This window comes from Pseudomonas sp. NDM (assembly GCF_003105095.1).
GTDB classification, from domain to species: domain Bacteria; phylum Pseudomonadota; class Gammaproteobacteria; order Pseudomonadales; family Pseudomonadaceae; genus Aquipseudomonas; species Aquipseudomonas moraviensis_A.
Genome location: NZ_QETJ01000018.1, coordinates 23,311 through 42,551 on the forward strand (window position 1 = coordinate 23,311; position 19,241 = coordinate 42,551).

Annotated in this window: 21 protein-coding genes; 15 read left to right on the plus strand and 6 right to left on the minus strand. The window is 61.0% G+C overall.

Translation table 11 applies throughout. The features are described from left to right. Positions 1-227 precede the first annotated feature (227 nt). Positions 228-812, minus strand: coding sequence for a YajG family lipoprotein (locus tag DCO47_RS06900; RefSeq protein ID WP_042609724.1), 585 nt, complete (start codon positions 810-812; stop codon positions 228-230). A 205-nt stretch (positions 813-1,017) separates the two neighbouring features. Between DCO47_RS06900 and DCO47_RS06905 the strand changes: the two genes are divergently transcribed. Both DCO47_RS06905 and mqo read left to right on the plus strand, forming a co-directional pair. After that, positions 1,018-1,251: a hypothetical protein gene (locus DCO47_RS06905; protein ID WP_064362138.1), complete on the plus strand. Its 234-nt coding sequence runs from the start codon at positions 1,018-1,020 to the stop codon at positions 1,249-1,251. Positions 1,252-1,953: 702 nt separating this feature from the next. Then, positions 1,954-3,462, plus strand: a complete 1,509-nt coding sequence (mqo, locus tag DCO47_RS06910; RefSeq protein ID WP_064362137.1) for a malate dehydrogenase (quinone) — start codon at positions 1,954-1,956, stop codon at positions 3,460-3,462. 150 nt (positions 3,463-3,612) lie between these two features. Here mqo and DCO47_RS06915 read toward each other — a convergent pair whose 3' ends face one another. The 3 genes from DCO47_RS06915 to DCO47_RS06925 form a co-directional block, all read right to left on the minus strand. Next, positions 3,613-3,900 (minus strand): PA4642 family protein, encoded by a 288-nt coding sequence (locus DCO47_RS06915; protein ID WP_042609721.1) that lies wholly within the window; start codon positions 3,898-3,900, stop codon positions 3,613-3,615. A gap of 63 nt (positions 3,901-3,963) precedes the next feature. Continuing rightward, positions 3,964-4,443 carry a hypothetical protein gene (locus tag DCO47_RS06920; RefSeq protein WP_116657779.1) on the minus strand — a complete coding sequence of 160 codons (480 nt, stop codon included), beginning with the start codon at positions 4,441-4,443 and terminating at the stop codon, positions 3,964-3,966. A gap of 135 nt (positions 4,444-4,578) precedes the next feature. Beyond that, positions 4,579-5,136 (minus strand): hypoxanthine-guanine phosphoribosyltransferase, encoded by a 558-nt coding sequence (locus DCO47_RS06925; RefSeq protein WP_016773231.1) that lies wholly within the window; start codon positions 5,134-5,136, stop codon positions 4,579-4,581. A gap of 165 nt (positions 5,137-5,301) precedes the next feature. On the opposite strand from DCO47_RS06925, the gene upp reads away from it, so the two are divergent. Together upp and DCO47_RS06935 are read left to right on the plus strand one after the other, a co-directional pair. Beyond that, entirely contained in the window at positions 5,302-5,940 is a 639-nt protein-coding gene (upp, locus tag DCO47_RS06930; RefSeq protein WP_024014279.1) for a uracil phosphoribosyltransferase, read from the plus strand. 2 nt (positions 5,941-5,942) lie between these two features. Beyond that, positions 5,943-7,217, plus strand: a complete 1,275-nt coding sequence (locus DCO47_RS06935; RefSeq protein WP_027612217.1) for a uracil-xanthine permease family protein — start codon at positions 5,943-5,945, stop codon at positions 7,215-7,217. A gap of 102 nt (positions 7,218-7,319) precedes the next feature. Here DCO47_RS06935 and hemH read toward each other — a convergent pair whose 3' ends face one another. Next, entirely contained in the window at positions 7,320-8,345 is a 1,026-nt protein-coding gene (gene hemH / locus DCO47_RS06940) for a ferrochelatase (RefSeq protein ID WP_116657780.1), read from the minus strand. A 13-nt stretch (positions 8,346-8,358) separates the two neighbouring features. Beyond that, positions 8,359-9,261 (minus strand): TIGR01777 family oxidoreductase, encoded by a 903-nt coding sequence (locus tag DCO47_RS06945; RefSeq protein ID WP_042609718.1) that lies wholly within the window; start codon positions 9,259-9,261, stop codon positions 8,359-8,361. Positions 9,262-9,458: 197 nt separating this feature from the next. On the opposite strand from DCO47_RS06945, the gene DCO47_RS06950 reads away from it, so the two are divergent. The 11 genes from DCO47_RS06950 to DCO47_RS07000 all read left to right on the plus strand — a co-directional run bounded on the left by DCO47_RS06950 (position 9,459) and on the right by DCO47_RS07000 (position 19,223). After that, on the plus strand, positions 9,459-10,445 hold the full coding sequence (locus DCO47_RS06950; RefSeq protein WP_042609717.1) for an NAD(P)/FAD-dependent oxidoreductase: 987 nt from the start codon (positions 9,459-9,461) through the stop codon (positions 10,443-10,445). After that, complete coding sequence (locus tag DCO47_RS06955; RefSeq protein WP_042609716.1) at positions 10,442-10,657, plus strand: TIGR02450 family Trp-rich protein; 216 nt, start codon at positions 10,442-10,444, stop codon at positions 10,655-10,657. Before DCO47_RS06950 ends, DCO47_RS06955 begins: the two co-directional genes overlap by 4 nt. A 214-nt stretch (positions 10,658-10,871) precedes the next feature. Beyond that, positions 10,872-11,834, plus strand: coding sequence for a DUF523 and DUF1722 domain-containing protein (locus tag DCO47_RS06960; RefSeq protein ID WP_083353559.1), 963 nt, complete (start codon positions 10,872-10,874; stop codon positions 11,832-11,834). Then, a complete protein-coding gene (locus DCO47_RS06965) occupies positions 11,834-12,775 on the plus strand; it encodes a MerR family transcriptional regulator (protein WP_116657781.1) in 942 nt (313 codons plus the stop codon). The genes DCO47_RS06960 and DCO47_RS06965 overlap by 1 nt, the downstream gene beginning before the upstream one ends. 16 nt (positions 12,776-12,791) lie before the next feature. Then, a complete protein-coding gene (gene phrB / locus DCO47_RS06970; protein ID WP_116657782.1) occupies positions 12,792-14,237 on the plus strand; it encodes a deoxyribodipyrimidine photo-lyase in 1,446 nt (481 codons plus the stop codon). After that, complete coding sequence (locus tag DCO47_RS06975; RefSeq protein ID WP_042609712.1) at positions 14,230-14,652, plus strand: nuclear transport factor 2 family protein; 423 nt, start codon at positions 14,230-14,232, stop codon at positions 14,650-14,652. Before phrB ends, DCO47_RS06975 begins: the two co-directional genes overlap by 8 nt. Beyond that, positions 14,649-15,431: an SDR family oxidoreductase gene (locus DCO47_RS06980; protein ID WP_116657783.1), complete on the plus strand. Its 783-nt coding sequence runs from the start codon at positions 14,649-14,651 to the stop codon at positions 15,429-15,431. Before DCO47_RS06975 ends, DCO47_RS06980 begins: the two co-directional genes overlap by 4 nt. Beyond that, a complete protein-coding gene (locus tag DCO47_RS06985) occupies positions 15,428-16,675 on the plus strand; it encodes an NAD(P)/FAD-dependent oxidoreductase (RefSeq protein ID WP_065616596.1) in 1,248 nt (415 codons plus the stop codon). Before DCO47_RS06980 ends, DCO47_RS06985 begins: the two co-directional genes overlap by 4 nt. Next, the gene (locus DCO47_RS06990) at positions 16,672-17,487 is read left to right on the plus strand and encodes a DUF1365 domain-containing protein (protein ID WP_116657784.1); all 816 of its coding nucleotides are present in this window, start codon (positions 16,672-16,674) and stop codon (positions 17,485-17,487) included. Before DCO47_RS06985 ends, DCO47_RS06990 begins: the two co-directional genes overlap by 4 nt. Further along, positions 17,474-18,739: a cyclopropane-fatty-acyl-phospholipid synthase family protein gene (locus tag DCO47_RS06995; RefSeq protein ID WP_065616594.1), complete on the plus strand. Its 1,266-nt coding sequence runs from the start codon at positions 17,474-17,476 to the stop codon at positions 18,737-18,739. The genes DCO47_RS06990 and DCO47_RS06995 overlap by 14 nt, the downstream gene beginning before the upstream one ends. Continuing rightward, entirely contained in the window at positions 18,732-19,223 is a 492-nt protein-coding gene (locus DCO47_RS07000; RefSeq protein WP_042609707.1) for a DUF2878 domain-containing protein, read from the plus strand. Before DCO47_RS06995 ends, DCO47_RS07000 begins: the two co-directional genes overlap by 8 nt. Positions 19,224-19,241 lie beyond the last annotated feature (18 nt).

The following is a 19,241-nucleotide window of genomic DNA, read 5'->3' on the forward strand; positions in this document are numbered from 1 at the left end:
CTCTCCCAGAGGGAGAGGGGACTGACCGAGGTGTTTGCGGTAGATACGCCGACTTGAGATACAGAGCCGAACTCAGGTTTTGAACCACACGCGATCGGCTCCCTCTCCCTCGGGAGAGGGCTGGGGTGAGGGGAATCGGTTTCCCATACGACACAAATCTCAGACCTGACAGCCAAAAAAAACCCGAAATCATCAATGATCCCGGGCTTTTTCACATCCGCCGAAAATTACTCAGCGAGCACCTGCCCCACCGTCGGGTCCTTGAACAGACGCGTCAACGCATCGCTCAATACATCGCTGACCAGTTTGGTATTGGTTTCCTGATTCGGCGCCATGCCGAAGCGCTGGTCCAGCGACGCACCGTAGCGACCGCTGTAACGGCGGTTGGCGTTCTGCACGTCGGAGCGGAAGGTCGCGCCGATGGTTGCTTCGGTCACGTACATGCCTTCTTTCGGCGACTGGTATTTCAGCTCGGCCAGGGTCACGGTCAACTGCGGCGCATTGGGTGCGCTGGTGGTCGGGGTGAAGCCGAGCAGGCGTACGGCGGCTTCGGCCTGGGCCTGCAACTTGGGCAGGATCTGCTCGCGCTGCACGGTGATGGCGCTGGTTTCCGGGTACAGACCGCCACGGGTGCCGAGGGTTGGCGACGGACGACCGTCGACCACACGCACCACGACCGGCTGACCGCGACCGACCGCTGGCAGTTGCGTGGTCAGCTTCGGCTCCGGATTCAGTTGTTGCGGGCTGTGGGCGCAGCCGGCCAGGGTCAAACCGGCGACAGTGATCAAACCGAACAACAGGCGTTGCAACATGCTCTTCTCTCCAGAATCAGGCACAAACAGGCCGGCAGTATAGCGGTGGGCCACTGCGCGTAACCAGCGCCGCACAGTGAATACTGAAATGTCTGACAAACCCCGCCGAAAGCGGTTCCTGTCACACATTCTTCACCGTCCATACACCGCGACGTCACGGCCCACCGGCAAGCTTCACAGCAGTCCTCCTTCAAGGAACTCTGCCATGCGTTATCTGATCTCGCTGTTCGCCCCGCGCCCGCTGCATCGCAGCTTTGCCCTGCTCGACCGCAACGGCCACTGCCAGGCCTTCAAGCAGTGCAGCCTGCAACCGATGGGAGACGGCTGGGTGGAAATCGAAGAAATCCGCCTGACCTGGCTGCACCAGCCATTGCCCGCCAGCGCGCGGGTCGTACCGCGACAAATGCGCGCACGGGGTCAGGTGCAGTTGAGCATCTGACCGGATGCCTAATAAAAGTCATTAAACACGAGCAACTGCGCGCATTTCTTCGCTACAATCTCCCCCCGATTATAAGGACGTCTCCTGATCGGGCCCCGCAACAGCGTCAATGCGCATGCATCGACATCAAAATCGCCCACAGAGAGCCGCCCACACAGATCGAGTGAAGTTGGCGCGCTTGCCTGTTCTTCCGGCAAAACCCCGCTTTTCGCGAATCTGCAGAGCTGTCATTCGCTCGGCCACCGCGTTGTTTTGCCCTTGCGGGCAGGTGCCAGGCCAAGGCAGCCCTTTTTGAGGTTCACGTCTTCAAAAGAGCGTGAAAAAAACGGGTTTTCACAACTTCACAAGAGTGTGGCGAGCAAATGAATAGTTTTGCGTCTGAACATGCACCATTAGCGTCTGAAACAGCCCAACGACACAGGACCGGGTATACCTCGAATACCGGAGCCTGAAGCCTGTCCGCTACGGATTTGGTTGCACGAAAACGGATGTCTCGACCATAAGTCGAATTGCCAGCCCCGGGCGAAAATGCGTTCATGGAACGCTTGAAACCAGGCCGCACGCATCCGTCGAAGTTGCGAAAAATTGCGAAGATTCGGACATGGCCAACCTGACCACGGATAGCCCGGGCCACTGACCTGCCCTGGAACGCCTGGCAGCCATGCCGACAATTTGGTGCTGCAGATTTGGGAGACGCGTTAAATGGCGCATAACGAAGCAGTCGACGTAGTTCTGGTAGGGGCCGGCATCATGAGTGCCACCCTGGCCGTACTGCTCAAAGAGCTCGACCCCGCGATCAAGCTGGAAGTCGTCGAGCTGATGGATTCCGGTGCTGCCGAGAGTTCCAATCCATGGAACAACGCCGGTACCGGCCACGCCGGCCTGTGCGAGCTGAACTACACGCCACAGGCCGCCGACGGCAGCGTCGACATCAAGAAAGCCGTGCACATCAACACCCAGTTCGAGGTGTCGAAGCAGTTCTGGTCGTACCTGACCAAAAAAGGCACGTTCGGCTCGTGCAAATCCTTCATCAGCCCGGTGCCGCACCTGAGTTTCGTTCAGGGCGAGAGCGGTGTGTCGTTCCTCAAGGAACGCTTCAATGTCCTGAGCAAGCACCACGCGTTTGCCGACATGGAGTACACCGAAGACAAAGGCAAGATGGCCGAGTGGATGCCGCTGATGATGCCGGGCCGCTCGCCGGACGAAGTCCTCGCCGCGACCCGCGTGATGAACGGCACCGACGTCAACTTCGGCGCCCTGACCAATCAGTTGCTCAAGCACCTGAGCAGCGCCCCGGACACTCAAGTCAAATACTGCAAGCGCGTAACTGGCCTCAAGCGTAACGGCGCCGGCTGGACCGTCAGCATAAAGGACGTCAACAACGGCAACACCCGCGAAGTCGACGCAAAGTTTGTTTTCCTCGGTGCCGGTGGCGCGGCCCTGCCGTTGCTGCAGGCTTCGGGTATCGAAGAAAGCAAAGGCTTCGGCGGCTTCCCGATCAGCGGCCAGTGGCTGCGTTGCGATAACCCGGAAGTGGTCAAGCACCACCAGGCCAAGGTCTACAGCCAGGCGGCCGTGGGTTCGCCACCGATGTCGGTGCCGCACCTCGACACCCGCGTCGTCGACGGCAAGAAATCCCTGCTGTTCGGGCCATACGCCGGCTTCACCACCAAGTTCCTCAAGCACGGCTCCTTCATGGACCTGCCGATGTCGGTGCGCGCCGGCAACATCGGGCCGATGCTGGCGGTGGCAAAAAACAACATGGACCTGACCAAGTACCTGGTCAGCGAAGTGATGCAGTCGATGGAGCAGCGTCTGGAATCCCTGCGCCGCTTCTACCCGCAGGCGAAAGCCGAAGACTGGCGCCTGGAAGTGGCCGGTCAACGGGTGCAGATCATCAAGAAGGACCCGAAAAAGGGTGGCATTCTGCAGTTCGGTACCGAACTGGTCGCGGCGAAAGACGGCTCCCTCGCCGCTCTGCTTGGCGCATCGCCAGGCGCGTCGGTGACCGTTTCGATCATGCTCGAGCTGATCGAGAAATGCTTCCCGGGCAAGGCGTCCGGCGAGTGGGCCGCTAAACTGGCAGAAATCTTCCCGGCCCGTGAAAAGGTTCTGGAAACCGATGCTGCGCTGTATCGCAAGATCAACACGCAGAACAACATCGCCCTGGAACTGGTTGAGGAAAGCAGCGAGACGCCAAGCTTTGCTTGATCTCCTTGCATAAAAAAACGCCCCATTCGGGGCGTTTTTTTTGCCTGCCAGAATCAAAAGATCGCAGCCTTCGGCAGCTCCTACAGGGTATACATCAATCCCGTGTAGGAGCTGCCGAAGGCTGCGATCTTTTGATCTTGTCTTTTGACCTTAACCGCGCGCCTTCTCGATCAACTCGATGTACTCGGCGGCATTACGCTGATCCTTGATGTGATCAACAAAAGTCTGGCCCTGCTCGTCCTTGCCATCAACGTCATAACCGGCCGCGACGAAGAAGCCCAGAAAACGCTCGAAATCATCGATACGCAGGCCACGATACGCCTTGATCAGTTTGTGCAGCGACGGCGAAGTGGCGTCGACCGGTTCAAAATCGAGGAACAGCTTGATCTGCTCATCGCCGATCTCGTCACCAATCACTTGTTTCTTATCTTTACGCATTGCCGACTCCAGCTCGCAGACATGACACGGGGCGGGCAGTTTACCCCTGCCGGACCGCCCGGCTCAACGCGGACGAATCGCACCGGTGTGCAAATCCGCCCAGATATGGCCGTTGGCATAACTGAGGAACTGCACATACACCGTGTCGTTGCGCAGCAGATCCATCACCACACGGTATTGCGCCAGTGGATAGAACAGCGTCAGGGTTTTGCTTTTTTCGTCGTAGGCCGGTTTTTTCAGGCTCTTGCTTTCGCCGTCGAAACTCACCAGCACCTGAGCAATGGTCGCGCCTTTGTTCAGCGATTTGCCCTTGAGGCGGATCAACAAGGACGAGGTGACCGGAATCGGCTGCTGACTGGACTGGCGCTGCGCACCGACCACCACTGAATACTCGCTGACCTGCAGCAGTTGCTGCTGCTCAGGCTCGGCGTCGCGCAGGGTCAGATCGTCCGGCGGCAGGAACTGGCTGTGCATCGGCGCGGCGGACAAGGGCAGGCTGAGAATCAGCAACGAGGCGGCGAGACTGCGGATCAAGAGGCGCATGACGGACTCCGGAGGGCGGGGCCGGGCACTCTAGCACGGGATTAAAAGCAAAAGATCGCAGCGTTCCGCAGCTCCTACAGGGTGTACATCAATCCCATGTAGGAGCTGCCGAAGGCTGCGATCTTTTGATCTTGCTTACATGCCTTTAACGGCGTAAATCCCGTTGGCATTGCGCCAGTAGCCTTTGTAGTCCATGCCATAACCGAAGATATAGCGGTCGATGCACGGCAGGCCGACGAAATCGGCTTTCAGGTCAGGACGCGCCTTGCGGTCGTGATCCTTGTCGATCAGCACGGCGGTGTGCACTTTGCGTGCGCCGGCGTGTTTGCAGAAGTCGATGATCGCGCCCAGGGTGTGACCTTCGTCGAGGATGTCGTCGATGATCAGCACGTCGCGGTCGATGAACGAGACTTCCGGCTTGGCTTTCCAGAACAGATCGCCGCCGCTGGTTTCGTTGCGATAACGGGTCGCGTGCAGGTAGGACGCTTCCAGCGGGAATTGCAGATGCGTCAGCAGTTTGCCGGAGAAGATCAGGCCGCCGTTCATCACGCAGAACACCACCGGATTGCTGTCAGCCAGTTGTTCGTTGATTTGTGCACCGACGCGAGCGATGGCCGCCTCGACTTCAGACTCGGTGTACAGGCAGTCAGCCTCTCGCATGATTTGACGGATATGCTCGAGATCAGCGGACATGGCGCTCTCCAGGGGGTAGGCGGAATTGGAAAAGCGGGCAAAGGTACGCATCCCGCGAGGTCGAATCAAGCTCTTATGGACTAACGTACAGAATGTCCTATAGGACATCACCCTCGGATAGATTAATCTAGGCCGGTTTTTTTGCCCGCCGCCGGAGCCTTTCCCATGCCCATCCTCGAGATCCGCCATCCGCTGATCCGTCATAAACTCGGCCTGATGCGCCGCGCTGACATCAGCACCAAGAATTTCCGCGAGCTCGCTCAGGAAGTCGGCGCCCTGTTGACCTATGAAGCTACAAAAGATTTGCCGCTCGAATCCTACGACATTGCCGGCTGGTGCGGCACTGTGTCGGTGGAGAAGATCGCCGGCAAGAAGATCACCGTCGTGCCGATCCTGCGTGCCGGCATCGGCATGCTCGAAGGCGTGCTCAGCCTGATTCCGGGAGCCAAGGTCTCCGCCGTGGGCGTGGCCCGCAACGAAGAAACCCTGCAAGCGCACACCTATCTGGAAAAACTGGTACCGGAAATCGACGAACGCCTGGCGATGATCATCGACCCGATGCTCGCCACCGGCAGTTCCATGGTTGCCACCATCGACCTGCTCAAAAAGGCCGGATGCCGCGACATCCGCGCCATGGTTCTGGTCGCCGCGCCGGAAGGCATTGCCGCCGTAGAACAGGCGCACCCGGACGTGACCATCTACACCGCATCCATCGATGAGCGCTTGAACGAGCACGGCTACATCATTCCTGGGCTTGGCGACGCCGGTGACAAGATCTTCGGCACCAAGCAGAAGGACGCGTAACCATGCAGCAAGAGTTCAACGATCCGCTCTGGCGCACGGTGCTGTCCGGCGCGCAGATGCTGTTCGTGGCTTTCGGCGCTTTGGTGCTGATGCCACTGATCACGGGCCTGGACCCGAACGTGGCACTGTTTACCGCAGGTCTGGGGACGATCCTGTTCCAGATCGTCACCGGGCGTCAGGTGCCGGTGTTCCTCGCGTCGAGCTTCGCTTTCATCACACCGATCATCCTCGCCAAGGGCCAGTTCGGCCTCGCCGCGACCATGGGCGGAGTGATGGCGGCCGGTTTCGTCTACACCTTCCTGGGCCTGGCCGTGAAGATCAAAGGCACCGGCTTCATTGACCGGTTGCTGCCACCGGTGGTGATCGGTCCGGTGATCATTTCCATCGGCCTGGCCATGGCGCCGATTGCCGCGAACATGGCGATGGGCAAGGCCGGTGACGGCACCGAGCTGATCCACTATCAGACGGCGATGATGATTTCCATGCCGGCGCTGCTGACCACGTTGATCGTGGCAGTGTTCGGCAAGGGCATCTTTCGTCTGGTGCCGATCATTTCCGGCGTGCTGGTGGGATTTGCCATGTCGTTCTATTTCGGCGTGGTCGACACGGCGAAAATTGCTGCCGCGCCCTGGTTCGCCTTGCCGCACTTCACCGCGCCGGAGTTCAACTGGCAGGCGATTCTGTTCATCGTTCCGGTGGCACTGGCTCCGGCGATCGAGCACATCGGCGGCGTGATTGCCGTGGGTAGCGTGACCGGTCGCGATTACCTGAAGAAGCCGGGCCTGCATCGCACCCTGCTTGGTGACGGTATCGCCACCACCGCCGCCGGCCTGTTCGGTGGCCCGCCCAACACCACTTACGCCGAAGTCACCGGCGCAGTGATGCTGACCAAGAACTACAACCCGAAAATCATGACTTGGGCGGCGATCTTCGCCATCACCCTGGCGTTCATCGGCAAGTTCGGCGCGCTGCTGCAAAGCATTCCGGTGCCGGTGATGGGCGGGATTCTGTGCTTGTTGTTCGGTTCGATTGCGGCGGTGGGCATGAACACCCTGATCCGCCACAAGATCGACCTGGGCGAAGCGCGCAACCTGGTGATCGTCTCGGTGACGCTGGTGTTTGGCATTGGCGGCGTGCTGGTCGGCACCGGCACCGGTCCGGACGACTTCGGCCTCAAAGGCATCGCGCTGTGCGCGGTGGTAGCGATTGCGCTGAACCTGATCCTGCCGGGTAATGACGGCTGGAAGAACAAGAAGGCGGATGAGCCGCTGATTTAACGCCTGAAGATTTTTACTGCCTGACAGATAGCTATCGCGAGCAGGCTCACTCCTACAAGGTCAACGCAATACCTGTAGGAGTGAGCCTGCTCGCGATTTGCTTTAAAGGGCCAGCGGCGCGCGTTCGCAGAGCGTCGCCAAAGCCTTGGCCCATTGCGAGTCGTCGTTCAGGCACGGCACCAGCACCAGTTCCTCGCCCCCCGCTTCGCGGAACTGTTCCTTGCCGCGATCGCCGATCTCTTCCAGCGTCTCGATGCAATCGGCGACGAACGCCGGGCACATCACCAGAATCTTTTTCACCCCGCTTTTCGCCAGTTCATCCAGCCGCGCTTCGGTGTACGGCTCGATCCATTTCGCCCGGCCCAGGCGGGACTGAAACGACACCGACCACTTGCCGTCCGCCAGGCCCATGGTTTTGGCGAAGGCGGCGGCGGTGCGGAAACACTGCGCGCGATAACAGGTCGCCAATACCGCCGCAGAGGCGGTCTGGCAGCAATCGGCGCCCTTGAGGCAGTGATTGCCTGTCGGGTCGAGTTTGCTCAGATGCCGCTCAGGCAAGCCGTGAAAGCTCAGCAGCAGATGGTCGTAATCCTGCTGCAGGTGTGGGCGCGCGCTGGCGGCCAGTGCTTCGATGTATTCCGGCTGATCGTAGAACGGTTGCAGGATCGACAGCTGCACGTCGAGTTTCTTCTCGCGCAGCACGCGTCGGGCTTCTTCGATCACCGTGGTCGTGGTGCTGTCGGCGAACTGCGGATACAGCGGCGCCAGCGTGATTTTCCGGTGTCCGGCCTTCACCAGACGCAGCAGACAGGTTTCGATCGAGGGCTCGCCATAACGCATCGCCAGATCCACCGGGCCGTGTTTCCACGTTCGGGTCATCTGCTCCTGCAAGCGGCGGCTGAGCACCACCAGCGGCGAGCCTTCCTCCCACCAGATCGACGCATAGGCATGGGCCGATTGCTCGGGACGCTTGATCAGGATCAGCGACACCAGCAGCCGCCGCAGCGGCCACGGCAGATCGATCACGTACGGGTCCATCAGAAATTGATTGAGGTAGCTGCGCACATCGGCCACCGAGGTGGAGGCCGGAGAGCCCAGGTTGACCAGAAGCAAAGCGTGATCGGTCATGCAACGTCCTATTTCAGAGGCGGCTGGAGAGATCATCCAGGGCCGCGCGTAAATCCGTGAAGCGGAAGCTGAATCCCGCTTCCAGCAAGCGTGCCGGCGTCGCGCGCTGGCCGCCGAGCAATAACAGTGACAGCTCGCCGAGCATGACTTTCAGCGCCAGGGTCGGCATCGGCATGAACACCGGGCGGTGCAATACGCTGCCCAGGGTCTTGGCAAATTCGCGGTTGCGCACAGGTTTCGGCGCGCAGGCATTATAAGGACCGCTGGCCTGATTGCGGTGCAGAAGAAAATCAATCAGGGCGATTTGATCGTCGATGTGAATCCATGGCATCCACTGCCGACCATTGCCCAACGGCCCGCCGAGCCCGAGCTTGAACGGCAGCAACAGCCGCGACAAAAAGCCGCCCTCGGCCGACAGCACCAGACCGGTTCGCACCAGCACCACGCGGATGCCGAGGTTCTCGGCGCGCAGGGCGGTTTCTTCCCAGGCGATGCACAACTGGCTGGCGAAGTCGTCGATGCCGGGCGGCGACTCTTCAGTCAATTCGCGCTCGCCACCGTCGCCGTACCAGCCGATCGCCGAGCCGGAAATCAGCAGCGACGGTTTCTGCGCACGAGTTTCCAGCCACGCGAGCAGCGTTTCTGTCAGTGTGATGCGACTGCTCCAGAGCAATGCCTTGCGTCGATGGGTCCAGGGGCGATCGGCAATCGGCGCCCCAGCGAGATTGACGATCGCGTCCAGCGGCTCTTCGCCGAGGTCCTCCAGCCGCGCAATCCCGCGCACTTGCGGGCCGCAGATCTGCGCGACCTTTTCCGCGCGGCGACTCCACACCGTCAGGCGATGGCCCTGCTCCAGCCAGTGTCGGCAGAGCTGACGTCCGATCAAACCAGTACCGCCGGTCAGCAATATGTGCATGACATCTTCCTCGCGTGGCGTTTAACCCGGATCACTAGTCTATTTTTATAGGCAGGGATCTTTTCTATCGGGCAGGCTCTATGGTTTAACAATAGGCCAAGCTGTCAGAACGAGAACGCTAGACGTTATACCAAAAAACAGAATTGTACAGGTTTCATCGACGGCGTAGTCTGTACAGAAAGGTAAACGAGGCCCCTATGACTGTACCTATCGCAATCATTGGCACCGGCATCGCCGGGCTCTCCGCCGCCCAGGCTCTGACAGAGACCGGGCATACCGTTCAACTGTTCGATAAAAGCCGTGGCAGCGGCGGGCGCATGTCGAGCAAGCGCAGCGACGCTGGCTCACTGGACATGGGCGCTCAATACTTCACCGCGCGTGACCGGCGCTTCGTTACCGAAGTGCAGCGCTGGCAGAGCCAGGGCTGGGCCGCCGAGTGGACGCCGCAGCTATACACCTTCCAGGGCGGGCAACTGAACATGTCGCCGGACGAGCAGACCCGCTGGGTCGGTACGCCGCGCATGAGCGCCATCACCCGCGGCCTGCTCGATGGTCTGGATGTGCAGTTTGCCTGCCGCATCACCGAGGTCTATCGCGGCGAAGAACACTGGCATCTGCAAGACGCCGACGGCTGTACCCACGGCCCCTTCAGCCATGTGGTGATCGCCACGCCGGCACCGCAAGCCACCGCGCTGCTGGCCGCCGCGCCGAAACTCGCCGGCGTTGCTGCCGGGGTGAAAATGGAGCCGACCTGGGCCGTCGCCCTCGCCTTCGAAACCCCGCTCGATACGCCGATCGAAGGCTGCTTCGTGCAGGACAGCCCGCTTGACTGGCTGGCACGCAACCGCAGCAAACCCGGGCGCGACACCACCCTCGACACCTGGGTGCTGCATGCAACCAGCGCCTGGAGCCGACAGCACATCGATCTGTCCAAGGAAGCGGTCATCGAGCATCTGCATGGCGCTTTCGCCGAACTGCTGCACAGCGCCATGCCTGCGCCAACCTTCAGCCTCGCCCACCGCTGGCTCTACGCGCGCCCCGCGACCGGCCACGAATGGACCACGCTGGCCGACGCCGATCTGGGTTTGTATGCCTGTGGCGACTGGTGTCTGTCGGGTCGCGTCGAAGGCGCCTGGCTCAGCGGTCAGGAGGCTGCACGTCGCTTGCACGAACACCTGCAATGAATCGGATCAATCCACGCAAACTGCTGCTGTCGAAATGGACAGCAGCCCACCCGCAGAATCGCGAAAAGCATTTTCTGGTCACCGAACTGATCCGCGATGAGGAAGGCACGGTACTCGAGGTCGAGTTGCAGGCGGTGCTGACCCAGCGTAGCGAGCGAATGGATTGGCGAACGCTTCAGGACAATGAAAACTGGGTACTGGGCTGGAAATAAATTCCCTTGTAGGAGTGAGCCTGCTCGCGAAAGAGCTGTATCAGATACGAAATCATTGACTGATCCACCGCTTTCGCGAGCAGGCTCACTCCCACAGATTCAGCGCTGCACGAAAAATCTTATACAAAACATTTGACTTGTACATCCATCGTTCTATGCTGAGGAAAAGTTGTACAGAGATAACTCTCTGTACAGGTATAGGTTCGAGGTGCTCATGTCTACAGCTTCCCTGTCCAAGCCGAAGATCGCCATCAGCGCCTGCCTGTTGGGCGAAGAAGTGCGCTACAACGGTGGGCACAAGGAATCGCGGCTGTGCAGCCGTACCCTCGCGGAATATTTCGATTTCGTCCCGTTGTGCCCGGAAGTCGCCATCGGCATGGGCATTCCCCGCGAGCCGATCCGGCTGGTGGGCGACCCTGAGCAACCCGAGGCCGTCGGCACCGTCGACCGGACCATCAACGTCACCAGGCCGCTGGCCGAGTACGGCGAGAAAATGGCCGGCGAGCTGCAGGACCTTTGCGGCTACATCTTCATGCAGCAGTCGCCGTCCTGCGGATTGGAACGGGTCAAGGTCTATCACGCCAACGGCGCCCCGGTGAACGGCGGCGGACGTGGCATCTACGCGCAGGCGTTCTGTGCCCGACACCCGGACTTGCCGGTAGAAGAAGCCGGGCGCCTCAACGATCCGGTGCTGCGGGAAAACTTCATCACCCGCGTGCTCGCCTACAGCGCCTGGCAACAAGTGCTCGCTCAGGGCCTCAGCCGCCGCGCGCTCACCGAATTCCACTCGCGCTACAAGTACCTGCTGATGGCGCACAACCCGCTGCAATACAAAACCCTGGGCAAACTGCTCGGCAACATGGCCGACAGCGATCCCGCCGAACTCGGCCCGCGCTACTTCAGCGAACTGATGGCCGCGCTGAAGAAATGCGCCACGCGCGGCACCCATTGCAATGTGCTGCTGCACCTCAGCGGATATTTGAAACAATCGCTGAGTGCCGAAGACAAACAGGAAATGCAACAGGTCATCGGCCAGTACCGCCAGGGCATCGTGCCGCTGGTGGTGCCTCTGACACTGCTTAAACACCACTTTCGACTCCATCCGGACCCGTACATCGCGCAACAGGTTTACCTGCAGCCGCATCCGGAAAACCTCAGTCTGCGAAACGCGATCTAATGAACGATAAAACCGACAGCAGCGCCCGGGAAGACCTCGGCGCCGACTTCAAGAAAGCCCTCGACGAGGGCTGGTTGCCGATTCGCGAAGTCGCGCGGCAAACCGGCGTCAACGCCATCACCCTGCGTGCGTGGGAACGTCGCTACGGGCTGGTGGTGCCACAGCGCACGCCCAAGGGCCATCGCCTGTATAGCGCTGAACATGTGCAGCGAATCATGGCCATTCTCACCTGGCTGAACCGTGGGGTGGCGGTCAGTCAGGTCAAGCCACTGCTCGACGCCCCGCAGGCCTTCACGGAAACCGTGGAGAACGACTGGCAGCGTCTGCGTCATACCTTGCTTTCGGCGGTCACCGCACTGAATGAGCGCACGCTGGATGACAGCGTCAATCAGGCCATCGCCCTGTACCCGCCCCGGACTTTGTGCGAGCAATTGCTGATGCCGCTGCTGGCCGAACTCGAACAGCGCTGGCAGGGCCAGTTCGGCGCTCAGATGGAGCGGACGTTTTTCTATTCCTGGCTGCGCAGCAAATTCGGTGCACGCATCTACCATAACAACCGCCAGTTGCATTCGGCGCCGCTGTTGTTGATCAATCATTCCGACCTGCCGCTGGAACCGCATCTGTGGCTGTGCGCATGGCTGATCAGCAGTGCCGATTGCCCGGTGCAGGTGTTCGACTGGCCGCTGCCGGCCGGTGAACTGGCACTCACCGTCGAGCATCTGCAAGCCCGTGGCGTGCTGTTGTATTCGAGCAAAGCCATGCAACTGGCGCAGTTGCCGAAACTGCTGGCGAACGTCAATTGCCCAACCCTGATTGCCGGCCCCGCGGTGCACATCCACCACAGCGAGCTGTCCACTCGCACCGCTCAGACTGCCGAGCTGTTCCTCGCCGAAGATCCGCTTGCGGCACACCAGGCGCTGCTCGAACGCGGATTGATTTGATGATGGGTCTAATCACATGCAACTGATCTGGCTGCGCAGCGACTTGCGCCAACATGACAACACTGCCCTCGCGGCCGCTGCAGCGCGCGGCCCGACGCTGGCGGTGTATCTGTTGAGCCCCCAGCAGTGGCTGGACCACGACGATGCGCCGTGCAAGGTGGATTTCTGGTTGCGCAACCTGCGCGAACTGAGCCAGAGCCTCGGCGCACTGAACATCCCGCTGTTGATTCGCAGCGCGCCGCACTGGGATCAGGCGCCGGCAGAACTGCTCAAGCTCTGCCGGCAATTGAAGATCGAAGCAGTGCACGCCAACGAAGAATACGGCGTCCACGAAAGCCGCCGCGATGAGGCCGTCGCCGAAACGTTGCAGGCCGAGGGCATTGAATTCCACAGCTATCTGGATCAATTGCTGTTCAAACCCGGCACAGTGCTGACCAAGACCGGTACCTACTTTCAGGTGTTCAGTCAGTTCCGCAAGGTCTGTTACGAACGCCTGCACCGCTCGATGCCGGCGCTGGTCAAGGCACCCGGCAAACAGGCCGCGCTGGATATCGCCAGCGATGCCATTCCCGAGGCAGTCAAAGGCTTCGCCACGCCGAGCCAATCCCTGCGCACGTTGTGGCCGGCCGGTGAGCAAGAGGCGCAGCGCCGACTCGACACTTTCACCGATGCGCAGATCGATTATTACCGCAGCGAACGCGACTTTCCGGCCAAACCCGGTACCAGCCAATTGTCGGCGTACCTCGCCGCCGGGGTGATTTCGCCACGTCAGTGCCTGCACGCCGCTCTGCAAAGCAATCAGGGCGAGTTCGAAAGCGGCAAGGTCGGCGCGGTGACTTGGATCAACGAGCTGCTCTGGCGCGAATTCTACAAACATATTCTGGTCGGCTACCCGCGCGTGTCGCGGCACCGCGCCTTTCGCCCGGAAACCGAGGCGCTGGCCTGGCGCGATGCGCCGGAGGAGCTCAAGGCCTGGCAAGAGGCACGCACCGGCCTGCCGATCATCGACGCGGCGATGCGTCAGTTGCTTGAAACCGGCTGGATGCACAATCGCCTGCGCATGGTCGTGGCGATGTTCCTGACCAAAAACCTGCTGATCGACTGGCGCGAGGGCGAACGCTTTTTCATGCGCCACCTGATCGATGGCGACTTGGCGGCGAACAACGGCGGTTGGCAGTGGAGCTCGTCGACCGGCACCGATTCGGCGCCGTACTTCCGTATTTTCAACCCGTTGAGCCAGTCGGAAAAATTCGACGCTGAGGGCGTGTTCATCAAGCACTGGTTGCCGGAACTGGCCGGGCTCAACAAAAAGGAAGTGCACAATCCGGCGGGCGCCGGAGGGCTGTTCGGCGTGGCGGATTATCCGGCGCCGATCGTCAACCTCAGCGCCTCACGCGAGCGCGCGCTGACGGCGTTCAAGAACCTGCCGTCGCGCCAGCATGCGAGTGGCGGCGATGAGTGAATTCCTGCGCAGCTTCGCCCGCGAGTTTTCCGGGTTGAACAAAGACAATCTGCATCGCTTGGGCGAGCTGTACAGCGACGACATTCATTTCACCGATCCGCTGCACGAAGTTCAGGGCCTGGCGCAACTGCAGGATTACTTCAAAGAGCTGTACGCCAACGTCAGCGATCTACGCTTCGACTTTCACGGTTTCGACCAGATCGGCGCAGGCGAAGGTTATCTGCGCTGGGTCATGAGCTATCGCCACCCGCGTCTGGCCAAAGGCCGGGAAATCCGGGTTGGCGGCTGTTCGCACCTGCTCTGGCGCGACAAGGTTTATCGCCATCGGGATTATTTCGATGCCGGGGCGCTGCTGTATGAACACTTGCCAATATTGGGCCGGGTGATTGCCTGGCTGAAAAGGAGAATGGGATGAGTCGTACACCTCCACGGCGGTATTGGTTGACCGGCGCCAGCAGTGGCATCGGTGCAGCATTGTGCGAGGACATTCTGAAAAGCGGCGCGCACCTGGCGGTCAGTTCGCGCTCGGTCGCGCCGCTGAAAGTCTTGTCGCAGCGTTATCCGGGCCAGGTACTGGTGGTGCCCGGCGATCTGACCAACAGTCAGACCGTGCGCGAAATCGGCGAGCAGATCGGCGACGCCTGGGGCTCGCTGGACAGCGTGATTCTCAACGCTGGCACCTGTGAATATGTCGACGCGCGCCAGTTCGATTCCTCGATCATCGAGCACGTGGTGCGCACCAATCTGCTCGCCAGCAGCTACTGCATCGAAGCCGCCCTGCCGCTGCTGCGCAGAGGCACCACGCCGCATCTGGTCGGCATGGCCAGCTCGGTGACCTACCTGCCCCTGCCACGGGCCGAAGCCTACGGCGCATCGAAGGCCGGGCTGCGTTACCTGTTCGAATCGCTGCGCATCGATCTGGCGGACGAAGGCATTGACGTCACTATCATCAGCCCGGGTTTTGTCGAGACGCCGCTGACCGAGAGGAACGATTTCCCGATGCCGCTGAGCTGGCCCGCGGATAAAGCGGCGCGGCACATCTTCGCCAAACTCAAGGACCGGCCGCTGGAAATTGCTTTCCCGGGGCTGTTCATGGCGGCGCTTTGGCCACTGTCGAAGCTGCCGGCCCGCGCGCAACTGGCGATCGGCAAACGCATGGTGCGCAAGAACCCACCGCAGCGGGACCCGATATGAAAATCGCCGTGATTGGCAGCGGTATCGCCGGGCTGACCTGCGCTTACCTGCTGAACCGCCGCCACGACATCACCGTCTTCGAAGCGAGTGACTGGGTTGGCGGGCATACCCATACCGTGCCGGTCAGCGTGGCCGGGCAGCCATTCGCCATCGACACCGGCTTCATTGTGTTCAACGACTGGACCTACCCGAACTTCATTCGCTTGCTCAACCAGCTCGGCGTGGCGTTCAAGCCGACCGAAATGAGCTTTTCGGTGACCGACCCGGACACCGGCGTCGAGTACAACGGCAACAACCTCAACAGCCTGTTCGCCCAGCGCAGCAATCTGTTGTCGCCGGGGTTCTGGGGCATGCTGCGCGACATTCTGCGCTTCAACAAGGAGGCCCAGCGTGACCTGATGGAACTGCGCATCGCCGCCGACACTACCCTCGACGATTACCTCAAGGCCGGCGGCTACGGTGAACGCTTCATCCTGCATTACATCGTGCCGATGGGCGCGGCGATCTGGTCGATGCCGATGGCGGAAATGCTCAATTTCCCGCTGCAATTTTTCCTGCGCTTCTTCAAGAATCATGGCCTGCTGTCGGTCAGTGATCGCCCGCAATGGCAAGTCATCGAAGGCGGTTCCAGTGCCTACATCGCGCCACTGACCGCCTCATTCCACGACAGGATTCGCCTGAACTGCCCGGTCAGCCGCGTCGAGCGCAATCAGCACGGCGTGGTTATCCACAGCCCGGCCGGCCTCGAACATTTCGACAAAGTGGTGTTTGCCTGCCACAGCGATCAGGCCCTGAAGTTGCTGGCCAATCCGAGCGAGGCCGAGCGCTCGATTCTCGGCGCCCTGCTCTACGCCGACAACGACGTGGTGCTGCACACCGACTCGCGCCTGTTGCCCGCGCGCAAACTGGCCTGGGCCAGCTGGAACTATCGCCTCGGCGGCGCCGGTCATACTCGCGCGGCGGTCACCTACAACATGAACATCCTGCAGGGCATCGAGAGCGACACTACATTCTGCGTCAGCCTCAACCAGACCGCCGGCATCACCCCGGACAAAGTGCTGGCCCGCTACACCTACGCCCACCCGCAATACACTTTGGCTGCCGCAGCGGCGCAAAACCGCTGGGGCGAACTCGATGGCGAGCAGCACACGCATTATTGCGGCGCCTACTGGGCCAATGGCTTCCATGAGGATGGCGTGGTCAGCGGCTTGCGCGTGGCCGCTGCGTTCGGTGAAACCCTGTGAACAGCGCCCTCTACAGCGGCGTCATCGGCCATCGACGTTTCTCGCCGCGCCGTCACGAATTCCGCTACCGCATCGGTTTGCTCTATCTCGACCTGAGCGAACAGGACGCCGTGCTGGCCTTGTCGCCGCTAGCGGGGCGCAGTCGCTTTGCGCCGTTCTCGTTTCGTGAGACCGATTACCTGAAAGCTTTCACCGGCAAGGGCGTACGCCTGATCGACGCGGTGCGCCAGCAGGTGGGCGCGGCCATCGGTCATGAGCCACAGGGCGCGGTGTGCCTTTTGACTCAGCCGCGCAGTTGGGGGCTGTCGTTCAATCCGGTGAGCTTCTTCTATTGCCACGAGGCGGATGGGCAACTGGCGGCGATTGTCTGCGAGGTGACCAACACGCCATGGCGCGAGCGTTATCACTACGTGCTGCCGGCGCAGGTGCCGACCAGCCTGGTGGATTTCCACCAACATTTTGCTGTAGCCAAGGCCTTTCACGTCTCGCCGTTCCTGCCCCGCGACCTCGAATACCGCATGAGTTTCAGTCCGGCCGCGCAAAGCCTCGGCGTGCACATGGCCGATTGGCAGGGCAGCGAAAAACTGTTCGACGCCACGTTGAATCTGCGCCGCGAACCGCTCGATCGACGCAGCCTGCACCGCTATCTGCGCCGCTTCCCGTGGATGACTGCAAAAACCGCCCTGGCGATCTACTGGCAAGCGCTGCGACTGCTGCTCAAGCGCGCGCCGATTTTCGCCCATCAGCCTGCCGACGGCAGCTTTCAAACCGCCACCGTGCCTCCGAAGGAGCCGCACCATGAAATCCTCTAGCCTGCCGCTCGGTCGCTTCAGCACCAACGGCCTGACCGGCTCGCTGCTGCGCCGTGGCGTGCTGCGACAGCTCGCGCAGCTCAAACACGGACAATTGATGGTCGTCGAGGATGGCGAACAGATGCTCTTTGGCACCCCGGGCAGCGCCTTGCTCGGCGAGGTCCATGTGCTCGATCCGGCGCTGTGGGGCTTGGTTGCCAGCAACGGCTCGATCGGCGCCGGCGAAGCATTCATCCACGGCTATTGGAGTTCGCCGGACCTGACCGCGGTGGTGCGCGTGTTCGTCAGCAACCTCGAGGTGCTCGACGCCATGGAGGGTGGCCTGGCGCGACTCGGCCGGCCCTTCGTGCAAGGCCTGCACTGGCTCAATCGCAACACGCGCAAGGGCTCACAAAAAAACATCGCCGCGCATTACGACCTCGGCAATGAACTGTTCGAACAGTTTCTCGACCCGACCATGATGTATTCCGCCGCCCAATTCCTCTCCCCAAGCGACACCCTGGAACAGGCGCAACTGAACAAACTCGAACGCATCTGCCAGAAACTCGCGCTCAAGCCCAGCGATCACCTGCTGGAAATCGGCACCGGCTGGGGCAGCATGGCGCTGTACGCGGCGCAGCATTATGGCTGCCGCGTGACCACCACGACCCTGTCCAAAGAGCAGTTCGCGTTCACTGCCAAACGCATCGAACAACTCGGCTTGCAGGATCGCGTCACGCTCCTGCTCAAGGACTACCGCGACCTCAGCGGCGAGTACGACAAACTAGTGTCGATCGAGATGATCGAAGCGGTCGGCCATCGGTTCCTGCCGACCTATTTCAAGCAATGCGCGCAGTTGCTCAAGAGCAATGGCCTGATGCTGCTCCAGGCGATCACCATCCGCGAGCAACGCTACGAACAGGCGAAACGCAGCGTCGACTTCATCCAGCGCTACATCTTCCCCGGCGGCGCCCTGCCCTCGGTGCACAGGATGCTCGATGTGGTCAGCCGCGAGACCGACATGAACCTGCTGCACATGGAAGATTTCGGCCTGCATTACGCCAAGACATTGCGCCTGTGGCACGAGAACTTTCGCCTCGCCCATGGTCGCTTGAACGAATTGGGTTACGACGATTATTTCCTGCGCTTGTGGGAGTTCTACCTTTGCTACTGCGAGGGCGGATTCCTCGAGCGGACCATCGGCACCGCGCAATTGCTGCTGGCGAAACCGGCGGCGATGACCGCGCCGCTACTCGGTCGCTTCGATGCTTGAGCGCCTCGCCAATGCCGTGCTGTTCCAGCTCGGCTGGCTGGCCTGCGTCATCGGCGGCAACAGTTTGTGGCTGTTGCTCGCACTGGCGGCGCTGGTGATTCATCTGCGCTGGATCAGCAGTTGGGCGGCGGAAGGTCGGCTGATGCTGTCCGTGGTGATTGTCGGCACGGCGGTAGACAGTGTTTTGCGTTACCTCGACGTGTTCCGCTTCGAAGATGCTGCACCGTTGATTCCGTTGTGGCTGATGCTGCTCTGGGCGCTGCTTGCCACCACATTGCGTCATTGTCTGGCCTGGAGCGCACGGCCATGGTGGCTGGCCAGCGCACTTGGCGCGGTGGGCGGTGCGTTGTCGTACTACGGCGGCGGACGACTGGCCGGCGTGCAATTTCCCTACGGCGAAGTGCCGACGCTGATGGTGATCGGCGTGCTCTGGGCCGGGCTGTTTCCGCTGCTGCACATGATGGCGCGACGGCTGGCGCCGTGAGCGTCCGTCAGCACTTTC